Origin of the sequence: Bacillus sp. AR13-1, assembly GCF_008042285.1 — a bacterium.
Taxonomy (GTDB): Bacteria; Bacillota; Bacilli; order Bacillales; family Bacillaceae_G; genus Bacillus_A; species Bacillus_A mycoides.
On record NZ_QNUA01000019.1, the window covers coordinates 19220 to 34602 of the forward strand.

9 protein-coding genes are annotated in these 15383 nt (G+C 32.8%); 7 read left to right on the top strand and 2 right to left on the bottom strand.

Annotation, left to right across the window (positions count from 1 at the left end):
• Window positions 1-551: 551 nt before the first annotated feature.
• Both DN408_RS15935 and DN408_RS15940 read left to right on the top strand, forming a co-directional pair.
• The gene (locus tag DN408_RS15935) at window positions 552-1394 is read left to right on the top strand and encodes an arylamine N-acetyltransferase family protein (RefSeq protein ID WP_078179299.1); all 843 of its coding nucleotides are present in this window, start codon (window positions 552-554) and stop codon (window positions 1392-1394) included.
• Window positions 1395-1769: 375 nt separating this feature from the next.
• Entirely contained in the window at window positions 1770-2477 is a 708-nt protein-coding gene (locus tag DN408_RS15940) for an IS6 family transposase (protein ID WP_078179260.1), read from the top strand.
• Between the two features lie 744 nt (window positions 2478-3221).
• Here DN408_RS15940 and DN408_RS15945 read toward each other — a convergent pair.
• Window positions 3222-4070, bottom strand: a complete 849-nt coding sequence (locus tag DN408_RS15945) for a LysR family transcriptional regulator (RefSeq protein ID WP_078179259.1) — start codon at window positions 4068-4070, stop codon at window positions 3222-3224.
• Between the two features lie 654 nt (window positions 4071-4724).
• Between DN408_RS15945 and DN408_RS15950 the strand changes: the two genes are divergently transcribed.
• The 5 genes from DN408_RS15950 to DN408_RS15970 all read left to right on the top strand — a co-directional run bounded on the left by DN408_RS15950 (window position 4725) and on the right by DN408_RS15970 (window position 12684).
• Complete coding sequence (locus tag DN408_RS15950; protein WP_078178670.1) at window positions 4725-6830, top strand: peptidoglycan D,D-transpeptidase FtsI family protein; 2106 nt, start codon at window positions 4725-4727, stop codon at window positions 6828-6830.
• 466 nt (window positions 6831-7296) lie between these two features.
• Window positions 7297-8742, top strand: coding sequence for a L,D-transpeptidase family protein (locus DN408_RS15955; RefSeq protein ID WP_078178669.1), 1446 nt, complete (start codon window positions 7297-7299; stop codon window positions 8740-8742).
• 572 nt (window positions 8743-9314) lie between these two features.
• Complete coding sequence (locus DN408_RS15960; protein WP_078178668.1) at window positions 9315-10133, top strand: C39 family peptidase; 819 nt, start codon at window positions 9315-9317, stop codon at window positions 10131-10133.
• Between the two features lie 26 nt (window positions 10134-10159).
• On the top strand, window positions 10160-10840 hold the full coding sequence (locus DN408_RS15965) for a response regulator transcription factor (RefSeq protein ID WP_002069011.1): 681 nt from the start codon (window positions 10160-10162) through the stop codon (window positions 10838-10840).
• Window positions 10837-12684 (top strand): sensor histidine kinase, encoded by a 1848-nt coding sequence (locus tag DN408_RS15970; RefSeq protein ID WP_147740249.1) that lies wholly within the window; start codon window positions 10837-10839, stop codon window positions 12682-12684. The genes DN408_RS15965 and DN408_RS15970 overlap by 4 nt, the downstream gene beginning before the upstream one ends.
• 210 nt (window positions 12685-12894) lie before the next feature.
• On the opposite strand, the gene DN408_RS15975 is transcribed toward DN408_RS15970, so the two are convergent.
• On the bottom strand, window positions 12895-15009 hold the full coding sequence (locus DN408_RS15975; RefSeq protein WP_233154290.1) for a phosphatidylinositol-specific phospholipase C domain-containing protein: 2115 nt from the start codon (window positions 15007-15009) through the stop codon (window positions 12895-12897).
• Window positions 15010-15383 lie beyond the last annotated feature (374 nt).

Sequence of the window (15383 nt, forward strand, 5' to 3'; positions counted from 1 at the left end):
TACATTTATGTAAAGGTTATTGTGAGTACATTTTTTAAAACTTTCCCCTAATAAAGTTTTGAAAGAGTTGTCTCAACATTCTCCATGTTGTAAGTATGCCAAGGAAAGAGAGCCTATATGGGTTCTCTTTTCTTTTAAAATTAATTTTTTAATCTCATATTTAAGTAGTATAAAACTCTATCAGGGATACCATTGCTGTATTTAACAACAAGGGAAGATAAAACCAATAGTATTGTTTTCGCCTTTTTCATAAATGATTATTAAAGATACTATATGAGAAAAGGGATAAATAAGTGTATTTTTCTAGAAATTAAAAAATTATCCAACAAAAGTTAATTGCCCTGTAAATAAGAAGAACATCAATAGAAAATGAAAGTTTGCCTGAATTATGTCTAAGCTTACAATTTTCTTTTTTTGATATGGTGAGGCTTCTTATGTAAAAACAAGCCATAAAATAACTTGATTTGTTTTTATTACACTTGATTATATATTTATTTAGTGTATCATTGTGTTCGATGGTTAAATTTTCTATAAATGGGAGGTTATACACAATGTTGACTGATTTACAAAAAAAATTTTTCTCACGGTTACAGATATCTCCGAAAGAAGATGTAAGCTTTGAAAATTTACATGAAATTCTTCAGCAAATGGCATATGTAATACCTTATGAAAATTTAGACGTTATGAACAAAAATATCCGGAAAATTACTAGAAAAAATGTTCAAGAAAAATTACTCCTAACTCAACGCGGAGGACTATGTTACGAGCTCAATACCGTATTATATTATTTTTTACTTGATTGTGGATTTGATGTCTATCGTATATCTGGTACGGTCTACGATTTAGGTGGTGATAAGTGGAAGCCTGACGATGGACATGTGATTATTATTTTAAATTATAATAATCAGAAATACATTATAGATGGGGGGCTTGCCTCACATCTTCCATTACACCCAGTTCCATTTAGTGGTGAAGTGATCTCATCTCAAACGGGAAAATATCGTATTCGTAAACAGAATACTGAAAAAGGAACTTACCTACTAGAATTGAAAAAAGGAGAAGATGGGGAGAGTGCCCAATTCCTTAATTCTGAACCTACTAATACATGGTGCACTGGGTTTGCGTTTTCATTAGATGAAATAGATACAAACAAAGTAAATGCTATACAAAATATTATTGTAGAGCACCCCGAATCACCTTTTAACAAAGGATACATTGTCTGCAAATTAATTGAAGATGGACATATTTCACTTACTAAAAAAAGTTTTACAGAAACAAGAAAAGGCCAAAAAAGTAAACGAACTATAAATGAAGAAGAATATCAGCAGATTCTTAAAGAAGTATTTAATATTTCTCTAAATAAATACCTCGATAAAATTTTAGAAAGAGACTAGCTTAAACTAACTCATATAAAATTTCTTTTTCGTTTAAAAATAGATTTGTTTAAATAAAATTACATTTTTATACCTTTATATAATTTCAATTGAGATAGTTAGTATACTTTATTTACAATATGTTTTAAGAGTGGAAAAGTATAATTTTTTATGCAGTATTAGAAAAAGCACTCGAAAGAGTGCTTTTTTCGTTCATAAAATTATAAATCAATATAGCTATAAAAGTAACTGATTTGTATTTTACTTTTAATAGAATAATTTCGAATAATATTGTATTTTAAGGGGTTCTGGTGCAAAAACTTCGAGAAAATTGCAATGAATCTATAAATCTTGGACATACTGATACTATTACTCTAGAAAGGGTGCGTGATCAGTATGGAAAAGGAGAATTTGTTTAATTGGAAGCATTATCAGTTCGAACTAATCTTATTAACAGTAAGGTGGTACCTGCGGTACAATTTGAGCTTCCGTAACCTGGTGGAAATGCTGGAGGAAAGAGGATTATCAATTGCTCACACAACGATTATGCGCTGGGTTCATCAATATGGACCTCAATTAGAAGAGAAAGTACGACATCATCTTAAATCAACAAATGACTCGTGGAGAGCCGATGAAACCTATATTAAAGTAAAAGGTCAATGGATGTACTTATATGGTGCGGTTGATTCAGAGGGCAATACAATTGATTTTTATCTAAGTAAATCAAGAGATAAACAAGCAGCCAAGCGCTTTTTCAAGAAAGCCTTGGCTTTTTCGTATGTTTCTAAACCTCGCGTGATAACAGTAGATAAGAACCCTGCCTATCCTGTAGCGATTCAAGAGTTGAAAGAAGAGAAACATATGCCTGAAGGCATACAACTAAGGCAAGCTAAATATCTCAATAATATAGTGGAACAAGATCATCGTTTTATTAAGAAACGTGTGCGTTCTATGTTGGGATTCAAGTCATTTAAAACAGCAACCTCTATATTGAGTGGTGTTGAAGCCATGCATATGATAAAAAAGGGACAGATTAATTTACCGAATCAGTCTGTCCAAAATCAAAAAGAGTTCATTCATCAAGCGTTTGGACTTATAGCATAAAATACAATTCCGTTAGGAATCTACTATTATTCGTGTCCTTCTTCAAATATTTGCACCAGAACCCTTTATTCTCCTATATTTTATTTTTGCACCAGAATCATATTACTTAATTTATTAGGCTATCGTTGTAAGTACGCATTACCCAGACGTAATCCCTTATATAAGAAAATATTTACTATATTAAAGAGTTAGATATTTTCATAATCCCCACGATATTAACATTTTGTGAATGATTTAAGATTTCGTCATTTTATACATTCCTGTAATAATGTGCATCTTTCTATTTTGCTTTCCAGCATATATTGCTTGTTCAGAGGACTGTTTTAGTTGGGGAGAAGGAGAATTGTGGCGGGAAGTGCAAAATAACCGACATGTATTTATAAAAAGGAGACACAGAGATGACGAATCTCAGTGTTTTTACTTTGCGGTTTATAGCAGTAACCAATGAACGTTTAGTGATAGGATCACATAGATACCAAACTGTTCTTGATTTATTGTAACCACTAATCGCAATCCAATTTATAATTTTGTACCCCCCCTTGTTTCGCGACGATTCCTTCACCATTTAATTTTTTTATCGCTTCAAAAAGAAGGTCACCATCAACTGCGGTTATTTTCCGTAAATTATTCAAATCAATTATAGGAATGAGAAGTTTAGAAGAAATCGCAAAGGAATATGTTTCAATTGAAATGTGTGAAGGAAGTCATATTTGTTATAAAAATATTATTATTTATAGATATTTACTATAAACTCTGTATATTTTCTATGAATTTTCTCATAGTAAGCGACAAAGCCATATCCTTATTTCTAACAAATGTTGTTTCAATTTTCCCATATTGTTCAGGTATTTCATGCCAATAAATATTGGGAATGTTTGAGAAAAAAGTTAGAGCTGTAACTGGAAGAACCGTAATGCCTAGACCAAGTGATACGCTATGTAAAATCATTTCTAACATATTAAACTCCATAATTTTCTTAAGAAGAATTCCTTCATCTTTCAACCATTTTTCTAAAACAAAACGATAGCCACATCCGGGGCTAAACACTAAAAATGTTTCATTTTTCAAATCTTGTATATCAAATGTAGGACGATTTGAAAATAGAACAAGTGTCTTCGTACTTACCTTATATTGTTCTAAAGAAGAATCTTGAATCGGACTTGTTACAAAAGCACCATCTAGCTTAAATTCTAGGATGTCTAAGATCAGACGTTGACTAACATCAGTTTTTAAAGAAATATCTACATTAGGAAATTGTTTATGATAGCTGGCCAAAATGGTTGGTAAGGGATGAACAGTATCTACAGTTCCAATATTGAGAAGACCTGTGGGATTATTATCATCTGTAAACGTATTTTGTAATTCTTCAAATTCTTTTAACAATTTATTAACTTTCTTAAGAAATATTTGTCCATCACCAGTTAATGTGATACCCCGAGCATGTCGATAAAACAACAATGTATTTAGCTCTTGTTCTAGCAGTTTAATGCGCGCTGTTACATTTGATTGTACATAATTAAGGTTTCGTGCAGCTGCGGTAATATTTTGAACTCTTGCTACGGTTTGAAAAATTTTTAAGTCTCGAAAATCCAACGTTCTCTCCACCTTTATATGTTATTGTGATCATTTTGAATGATGTGTTCCATTATTTTTAACAATTTTTCATAATACATTGATAAGTATAGAATGTACTAAAGATAGATTTTTAACTCTTAACTGTAAAAATAGCTTTAGTACATAGAAACTATGGGGGTCTCAATGTACTAAAGCTCAAATATACTAATACATTTATACTTTAAAGAGCTTAAACTTTAAATAATGATGGCTATGTGTTTTGAATTTTTCTTGAATTACATTATTACTTACGACAATATCTTTAATCAACGTATAACTTTTATTTCGCATGTTACAATTATAATTTTTTGGAATAAACAGATTTATATAAAAAAATCAGTCTGTTGAGAACTTTTATATAAATTCTACGTATTAAATATTTATTTTTCACATGAATTTACACCCTAAATTTTTTCTTGAAATATACATCTTTATATAATCTTTATATAAAATTTATGTTGTTTTCTGTTGCATATGTTTTTATCTAGTGAGTATGGAAATTTTATTATTGGAAAATTTTCAAATAGTTATTGTAGACATAATGTAAATGCAGGGGGAAATACTTTTGGGTTACGTGATGGGGATTTTTTAAGGATATTAGTTCATTGTATTGAGTATTAAAAGGAGATTAATATGAAGCAATCAAAAACATTACAAAAAAATAAGGTATCTATAAGGTTAAATATACTATTTTTGTGCATTTTTTTATCATTTTCAGCTATTATCATTCGGCTTGGAAAAGTACAAATTGTTGACGGGGAGGGTTATAAGAATGCAGTTGAAAAGCAAGAAAATGCGACGGTTAGTACTTCTGTTCCACGTGGTCAAATTTTTGATAGGGAAGGTGAGAAAGTGGTTAATAATACTGCTGTTCGTACCATTTCGTATACAAAGGGGAAAGATATCACTTCTGAAGAAATCTTAAAAATAGCAAAAAAGCTCTCGAAAATACTTGAAATAACAGAAGAAGATATAAATAGGTTGACTGAAACAGACAAAAAAGATTACTGGATGCAGTTAAACAAGGAAAAAACGAAAAAAAAGATTACAAAAAAAGATGAAGAAAATCTACGTAAACAAAATATTGAAGGAAAAGAATTTGATAAGAAAATAGATGAATTGAGACGAGGACGCGTCACAGCAGAGGAATTGAGTGAATTAAGTCCACAAGACTTAAAGATATTAAATATTAAAGGGAGAATGAATTCAGGTTATAAAATGACACCACAAATTATAAAGAAAAATGTATCTGAGAAAGAATACGCTACAATTAGTGAAAACTTATCGGAATTTCCAGGTATTGATGCAACTATTGACTGGGAACGTAATTATGTAAATGGTGAATTATTCCGTTCTGTACTAGGTAATATAACAAGTACTGAAGAGGGGCTTCCAAAAGAAAATTTAGATTACTATTTAGTTCGTGATTACAATCGCAATGATCGTGTGGGAAAGAGTTATATCGAGCAACGATATGAAGACGTACTACATGGAACTAAGGGAGAAGTTAAGAATGTTGCTGATAAAAAAGGGAATGTTATTCAAACGGAAACGATTTCTAAAGGGAAAAGTGGCAATAATTTAATTATGACTATTGATATGAAATTACAGAAGGCGGTAGAAGAAATTCTTGAAAAGCAATTAAAAGCTTATAAGGGGTCAGAGCCTCTTTTAGATCGGGCATTTGTAGTGATGATGAATCCGAATACTGGAGAAGTATTATCTATGGCGGGTAAAAAATTAGGGAAGAAAGATCGGAACATAGAAATAGCTGATTATGCTTTAGGTACGATGACGAGCTCATATGAACTTGGATCAACTGTAAAAGGTGCCACAGTGTTAACGGGATTTGAAACGAAGGCTATTACACCTGGTACAAACTTTAATGATGCGCCTATGAAGTTTAAAGGGACAAAGGAGAAGAAATCTTGGAAAGATTTTGGGATTGTTGATGATTTAAGAGCCTTACAAGTTTCTTCTAACGTCTATATGTTTAATACGGCATTAAAAATAGCAGGAATAGATTACGTACCAAATAGCTCATTAGATATAAAGGCAAGTGCATTTGAAAAAATGAGATATTATTTTGGGCAATTCGGATTAGGGGTTCCAACTGGAATTGACCTCCCAAACGAAACATCTGGAATAATGAAAAAAGAAAATTATCAACCAGGTTTCTTGCTAGACTTAGCTATCGGACAGTACGATACGTATACTCCTTTGCAACTTGCACAGTATGTTTCTACTATTGCAAATGGAGGAAATCGATTGAAACCACAAATTTTGAGGGAAATTAGAGAACAAACTACAAAAACTGAAGACATTGGTAAAATTGTGAAATCAATGGAACCAGTTGTATTGAACCATGTAGATATGAAAAAAGAATATATAGATCGAGTAAAGGAAGGGTTTAGACGTGTATTTCAAGAAGGTGACGGAACTGGTGTGAGTACTTTCAAAAACCTTCCTTATAAGCCTGCTGGTAAAACTGGGACAGCACAAACAGTTTATGGCGGTGATGATAATAGTGTTGGTAAGGATCAGGAAGGCAATCGTGTTCGTTGTTATAATTTAACTTTAACAGGGTACGCTCCATATGATAAACCAGAGGTGGCATTTTCTGTTGTTGTCCCATGGATAATTAATGACAAAGGCAATAAAGTTAATTCAATAATTGGTAAAGAGGTTTTAGATGCGTATTTTAATTTAAAAAATAATCAGGAGAAGTATGCAAACTAAAACTATGTAATAAGGAAGTAGAACCAAATTGACTTAAGGCAGTAATCTGAATGAATACTGTAGAAAGACATGGAATTGGGAACTATTTTTAAAGTATGAAATAACTTGATAGCGATGGGAGACCGTAGCTATCAAGTTAAAACTTTAAGTCTCCCTAAATGGAAAAGTTGAGTTTTTTATGGCACCGAATTTCATATTTATCGTTTTGGGAAACTTGTTCTGCTAGATTTTCAGGCATAGAGTAGGGCAACTATTTATAATGATTTATTACTTATATAAGACTATTTAGTGTGAATGAAAAATTTATCTATCATTTTTTATGTGTCGTTTATTAAAAGTCTAAATTAGATCAATTAATTGCGATAAAATCCGGTCAAAAATAATGGAATTTTAAGAACAATAAGGTACATTAGTCAATGATTTTAGTTTAAAATCTATTGACTTTGGTGTAAACGGGGGAAGATTGATGAACAACAATAGAATAAATGAGTCAGTTGAAGAAGCTGATAAAAAAAGAGTAAGATCAAGCAAATGTTTTACAAATTGGAAGTTTATTGCAGTGGTTGGTGGTATAATCACACTTCTCATCGGGGGAATGATTTGTTATCAGGCAACTCACTTCAATTCGAATGTTACGATTAACGACAAAAAAGTCAGTGGTCTGAGCGCTGATCAGGCAATACAGAAATTAAAAACATCTGGACTAGCAAACAAAGTCTATGTAGACCAACAACAAATTTTAGATGAAAAAGAGACAAAAATGGAACTTGCAGAAAAAGATTTGCCTCAAATTAAGAAACTATTAAAAAGCCAGTGGACACTTTTCCCTTCCTCAAAGGAAAAGAATTATTCATTGTTACCAGAAAAGGCAGAACAATATCGTAGTAAAACGATGAAAAAACTTGTAGAAGAAAAGCTCATCTCTATGAATAAAAAATTAAAAGCGCCTCAAGATGCCATGGCGAAGCTTGAACAAAGCAAAGTTGTTATCTCCAAAAGCGTTGAAGGAAAACAGTATGACATTATGAGTTTACTGAAAGATTACGACAAGCAGAAGCATAAAAGCGAAATTCATTTGAAGTCTGCATACTTACAGCCTATTAAAGAAGACGATCCGATTATCAAAAAAGAGGAGAAAGCACTACAAAATCTTCTTCAGCAGTCCGTTGATTATAAAGTGCAGAATGAAGTTTATCCTTTAAAAGCGAAAGGTTTAATTCAAAATGCCTCTATGTCAAAGGATATGAAAGTTACAATCGATGTGAGCAATATTAAGAACAAGGTTACTGAAATTAACAATGCTAAATCAACATTAAATAAAGATTTTACATTTAAAACTCATTCTGGGGCGGTCATATCAGTAAAAGGACAAGGCTATGGCTGGGCACTGGATGTTGAAAAAGAAACAAAACAAATTCAACAAGGCTTTGAGAAAGGCGAAAAATCACTTTCTACTTCTAATATTCACGGAAATGGTTGGAAGAAGGAAGGGATCGGCTATGAAACAACATCGAATAATGGCATCGGAGACACGTATGTGGAAATTTCAATTGCAGAGCAACAAATTTGGATTTACAAGGATGGAAAATTAGCAGTTACAACAAATGTAGTAACTGGGAAACATAGCACGGGTGAAGATACTTCACCAGGTGTGTGGTACGTTCTTTATAAACGATCACCGTATACACTTAAAGGTAGCGCAGTAGGTAAAGGTGATTATGCAGTTAAAGTAGATTACTGGGTTCCATTCACAAATAGCGGTCAAGGATTCCACGATGCTGGCTGGCGAACAAACTGGGCAAATAATGCCTATTTAACTGGAGGATCGGGAGGATGTGTTAACCTTTCTCCTAGTATTGCAAAAAATGTGTATGATAATTTAAGCACTTATGAACCGGTTATCGTGTACTAGTAAATATCAATCTCGTGTGAGGCGATGTATGTATTAAGAAATTAAATTTATAAAAGAATCAGTGAAATCAATATGGAGGATGGGATGGAACTTTAATTAGCTGGAATACTACGAATCATATAGAAAAAGTTGAACAAGCAAATAATCAACACGAAAATAATGCTGATGTATGGATTTGGTCTAAATTAGACGAGTAAACGTTTCGTTTATGTATGACTTTTGAATCGGTACTTTTGTATTCAATCCAGATATGAAAAGTATACCGTGTGAATTTTAAACATATTAAGCAAACTACATTATTGTAAGTAGGTGAATTTTTTCTTAAAAATTGTAGGAGTTTCCCTTGCATTTTTTCCCTGTTTTTGAATTCATGATGTGTGATGAAATGGTTCAATGCAGAATAGTAAATATTGCATATCGATAGCACGATTTTTTACACATACGATTAATACGTGTAAGAGTCGTTTTTATATAATCTTGATATAAATTTTACTTTGTCTTTCTATAAATATGATTTTATATAGATATGAACAAATTAAACTCTCCTTAGAAAATAATAAGGAGAGATACTCATGAATAAAATTAGAACGACAACATTCTGTTTATTCACTCTAGTGGTGTTAGGTACAAGTATTGAGATGTCAAATAATGATAGCCCTACAATTACTAATAAACAACGTGCCTTAGCAAATGAAGTGAAACAAAGATTAGAAGTAGAAGAAAAGCGTAATGTATCTGTAGAATCCGCCAATGAAGTGGTAGTTGAAAATGAAAATGTGCCTATAGGACAAGAGAAAGAAATTGCAAGGCCATTGGATGTTCCACTGATTTTACAAAAGCCAGAATTGATGCGTGGTTGTGAAGTAACGAGCCTTGCGATGGTACTACAGTTTTCAGGTGCGCAAGTCGACAAGATGGAGCTTGCTTCAAAAATAAAACATGTACCATTTCAGAGAAATGGTTTGAAGGGAAATATGCATAAAGGGTTTATCGGGAATATGGCTACTTTTGATAAACCTGGATTAGGTGTATATGTGGAACCGATTTTAAAATTGGCAAAGTTATATGTTCCAGAAGAAAAAGTGAAGGATTTAAGCCACAAAGAACCTCAGCAAATCTATGAGGCGATAGATCAAGGGTTACCTGTATGGGTATTAACAAATGCTCGTTTTAAACTGTTACCCGATGATCAATTTTATACATGGAGAACATACGAAGGGGAAATGAAAGTGACATATCATCAGCATAGTGTCGTAGTGACAAATTATGATGACCAATATGTATATATTAATGATCCGCTAAAGACAGAGAAACATATAGCGATTAATCGAGATGATTTTGAACAATCATGGGTTCAAATGGGAAGGCAAGCCATGACCATTTCCATATAGATAAGCATAGATCGGATGAGAATTATATGAAAAAAGTGTTGATTATTGAAGATGAAAAAATCATAAGAGAGGCGGTAGCACAATATTTCTCTCATGATGGATATGAAGTAATAACAGCGGAGGATAGCCGAATAGGATTAGAATTATTTACTGCACATGATGATATCAATTTAATCATATTAGATATTATGCTCCCAGTCATGGACGGATGGTCAGTGTGTAGACGTATTCGTAAGAACTCTACTGTTCCTATTATCCTATTAACAGCTCGAAGTGATGAGGATGATACATTACTTGGGTTTGAACTAGGAGCCGATGATTATGTAACAAAACCATTTAAACCAGCTATTTTACTAGCGAGAGCAAAGCGTTTATTCAAAGAGACAACTCAAATTGTACAATTCCAGGACTGCATTGATTTATGTGGTATTTATTTAGATAAATCGGCACGTTCTGTTTCTATAGATGGAAAAAAAGTAGATTTTACACATACAGAGTTTGAAATTTTACTATCGTTAATGCAGCATAAGGAGCAAGTATTGACAAGGGACACGTTAATTACGAACATTTGGGGATATGATTATGTTGGAGATGATAAAACATTAACTGCACATATGCGTAATGTACGTGTGAAGCTAGGCGACAGGGCAAAACATATTACAACTGTTGTTCGAACGGGCTATAAATTCGAGGTAGACAGAAGATGAGAAAGAAAATAGTTTTTCAATTGTTTTTTCTAACGTTTTTATTATGCTGTATGATTATTGCTGTTATATTTTTTGGACAAATGTATGTGATGAATTACTTGTATATAGATAAAGAAAAAGAACATGTTCAGAAGCAATTACAACAGTATAATACATTTTATGAAGCTTATAAACAGGATGAAAATAAACTGCAGAGTAAAGAACTCTCATATGAAAATCAGAAAGGCATTATGATTGCAAGGCTTGATGAAGCAGCAAATATTAAGAAATTACCGTCAGGAGATTATTATATAAAAGCGATAAATAAAAATGATCCAAGTCGAACATCTAAAATTGTATTTAATAATTTAATTAATGCAAAGAAAGATATGGATCCTAATTTCAGTATTTTAATTACAAGTTTAATTAATAAGACGACCAAAATAGCTATTATGGATACTGCAAGTAAAGGGTCAAATAAAGACATAGTTATTCCTACAACATTAAAAATAAAAGGTTATGATGGAGGGTTTGTCTCGCCTACCTATTATCAAATAGACAAAATCATGATGTCAGGTGTTAAAAATGGGATGAAGATTTTTTCAAAAGAAGAAAGCAAAAAATATTATTTTTTAGAAGGAATTGTAAAAGAAATAAGTTTCCCAGTTTACTTCAATTCAAAAATTGATAACACATTATATAGTAACGAAGTGTTTGCAAATCGTATTTTACAATTTCAATCGGAGTGGATTACCGATAAAGTGAAATTAAACGGAGAAGAATGGGTACAAAACGAGATTAGTATAAATGGAATCAAGTATTTAGAAACCATTAAACCAATATTAAAAGATGGACAAGTGAAAGAATTTATTTATTCATTGTCTTCTCTACAGCCAATTACAAAAGCAACAGATATAATGAGTGATTACTATGTATATATTATTGCATTTGTGCTGGTTCTATCGCTTATTGTGTCTTTCTATTACTCAAGAATCATTACAAAACCATTATTGAAAATTAATGAAGCAACCAAAAAAATCATGGAATTTGAGTTTGAAGACCAGCTTTCTATAAAGTCTAAAAATGAAATTGGGGAGCTATCCTCCAATATTAATCAGCTTTCAGAAAGAATGGAAGGGTATATCAATCAGTTGAAAGAAGATTTAGAAAAAGAAAAGCAATTAGAACAAACAAGAAAAGATTTTATTGCAGGTGTTTCACACGAATTGAAGACACCACTCAGTGTCATGCAAGTATCGGCATCTATGTTGCAAGACGGGTTTGCGCCTGAAATGAACCAATATTATTGGGAAGCGTTAGAAAAAGAAATAGAGAAAATGAATATACTGATTGATGAGATGCTCAATTTGGCTAAATATGAATCAGGAACGTATCAAATACAGATGGAGCAAGTTAGTATAGGGGATTTGATTCAACAGGCTGAAAAAGATCTACACACTCAAATTGATGAAAAGTCACTGCAAATCAAAATGAATATTGATGATGTGCGTGTGAAGGGAAAAGCTAATTTATTGGAACAAGTGATAACGAATCTGTTTACGAATGCAATTCGTTATACAGATTCGAGACGAATGATTGTGATAGAGGTAATAGAAGAAGAACATGGCGTATATATAGGGTTTGAAAATAAAGGATCGCATATTGCAGAAGAAAATATAGAGAAAATATGGGATCAATTTTATAGAGTGGATAAATCAAGAAAACGAGTATGCGGTGGTACTGGCCTAGGTCTTTCGATTGTAAAGAACATATTCGAATTACATGCTGCAGAATACGGTGTAACCAATACGGAGGATGGGGTATTGTTCTACTTCCGTTTAGAAAAGTGGGATACAAAACAGTAACGTGCTTTTAGCTTCAAAAATAGTCTAAATCCTTAAGTTGATGGATGTGGGGTACCGCCACATGCCCATCAACTTAAGAAAAGAAAAATACCCCTAAAACGAAAAAATGCGCTGACTTCTCAAAGTAACTAACTATAGAGAAAGAAAATTTTCATTTAGGGGGTACTTAAAAACCTTAGCTTGATGTGCATGTATGGTGACCCCTATTAGTTAATTTTGTAAAGTTTGGAATTTTGCTTTAAAAGTCCCATTCCCTGAATACCCACCTGGATTAGCAATATACAGGTTATTTTTATTTGCACCTGAAGGAATCGTTACGATAGAACCATGTTTAACATTTGACCAAATTGTAGGGTCTGTATCACCAGATTTATCACGCATCACTCTGAAGTTAAGTACTGATGCACCAGGACCTTCTATCGATACTTGAACTCTTGTGCCGTCAGCAAGATGCCCTAATGAGAAATTACCACTGGATCTATTCTTTTGACCGGGTTGTGGTCTGTACAAAGAATCAATATGTGCTTCTAATTTTTCTGTTCGTTGAATCAACTTAAATTTTTGGTTTTGCGCCCCTTGAACCTGTCCCCACACATTAATGTTCGTGCCATTTGCAGTTCCTCCACCAGTTACGTCTAATACCGTCTTACTGGCCTTGTTTTCTAAATACAAGTATCCATTCCCAGCTCGTTTTAATATCCAATAGGCTCCATCATATGTCCCCATAGACGGTGAAGTGTACACGTTGATTGAATCTTGCGTCCAAGTTAATGCTTCATCTACTTTCCATGCACTTTTAAGTTGATATGCTTTTTTATTGGAATCATATACCAAATCCCATTGTCCATTTAGTTCCCTGTTCGTATGCCCCCATAGAACTACATTGTACCTATTATTTGAAAGTGATGTCTGCATAGCCACTTCACTGCTATTGTTTAAAGCAGAGACAATGCTATATTTGCCATCAGGTATTCTTACTTCTTCGCCTTCCTGTTCATCTACAGTTAGCGTTTGACTTTTAATTAGTGTTGAACTACCACCATTCTTTACATAAACGTCAATCTTATCACCCGTAAATAGAGCTAAACCTTCAAATCTAAGATCGTGTCCCACATCCGTTTTATCCCAATAACTATAATAAGGACTTCCACTATCGACGTGACCAATATAGGTACCGTTTCGATACACCACATAACTATTACGTAAATATGCATCCCCACCGAATCCAACACGTAAGCCTGAAGATCCTTTTGGCGTTATGTAGCGAACATCTCCACTATTGTGCCTTTCATTCAAGCGAATAACACGATCAATTAAGCCCTTTCCAGGGAAATCAGCTGCAATAATTCCGGTATGACGAATAGGCCACTGTTGGATATATTGAGTCGTTAATAGATTTGTTCCACCATAAAACACCTGACCATAGTATCCACGTGGATAATCGGGCCATTTATCTGTTCTATGTTCCGTAATCATTTTCATACTTTCATTTGTACCACTACCTCGATACCCACTTGCTACAAAATAAGGTGCAGCTCCCATTGAAATAAATCTCCATGCGCCGTTACCACTTAAATAATTTAAATAGATAGACTGCTTGTCACTTGCATTAGCAGCTTTCAAATGATTTCCTACGGCAGTCCATTTCGCATACATGGCATCTGCGCTATCATCTACATCAAATTGGTCTTGCTTATTTAGAGTATTATAAGGAATACCAAATCTTTTTCCGTCTGTCGGAAAATCTGACATTACTACAATTTTGCCTTTCACTTCATTTAGCGTCGGATTATTGGATGCGCCTTTCCAAAAATAATTACTATAGCTAGCGTTGTTATAATAGTTATCTTCAAAAATTTGCGCCCACGTTTTTGTTGTGCTAGCGTCTGTACATTTTCCAGTACCAGGACCATTACATTCATTTTTCACGCGCATAAATATTGTCTCTCCTGGATTTGTTCTTAAAAATGCAGTGATTTTATCTAAAATATCACTACTAAAAATTGCATTTTGATTAACAGATCCATGATAAGCCTTTAAGAGAGCATTCGATTCTTTACGTAAACGAATATCCAAATATCGAATACCAGAATTTAATTGTGTGTTTACATCCATTGTTTGCGTTTTAATATAGTCATCTGGATACAGGCCACCACCACCATATCGTGACATGGAATTATGGGTTCCAGGTATAGACAGCTCACTTATTTTAAGAGTGCCTGGCATTTTATTCATCCAGTTTGGATTCAAATACCCAATACTAGAATCATGAGAATATCCTTTATCATTGCTCGCAATTTCGATATCGTTCACCTTTAATTCCATATTACACAACCTTCCTCTACTTATTTTTTTATTCATTTTTCTAATCCTGATGATACTCAATAATTATAGATTAATAACTTTTTATTTAGAATGTTTACAATGCAAATAACCATAATATCCATATTGAGAAAATCTTTTCAAATATGAAACTCGAATACAAAATTTAAATAAACTAAGAAGGGGATATCTGTAAAATTATTTCAAAAGATACACCTTTATAAACGTTTATTTTTAATGACCACCTTTAAAGAGCATTGTAATTAAATTTGTATATTTTTTACAAAAACGAGGTATCATTTTTGTTCGTAACATATTATATACATAAAATAAAAAATAGATTCGTGAAAGACTTTTGTAACATTTGTGAAAGAGAA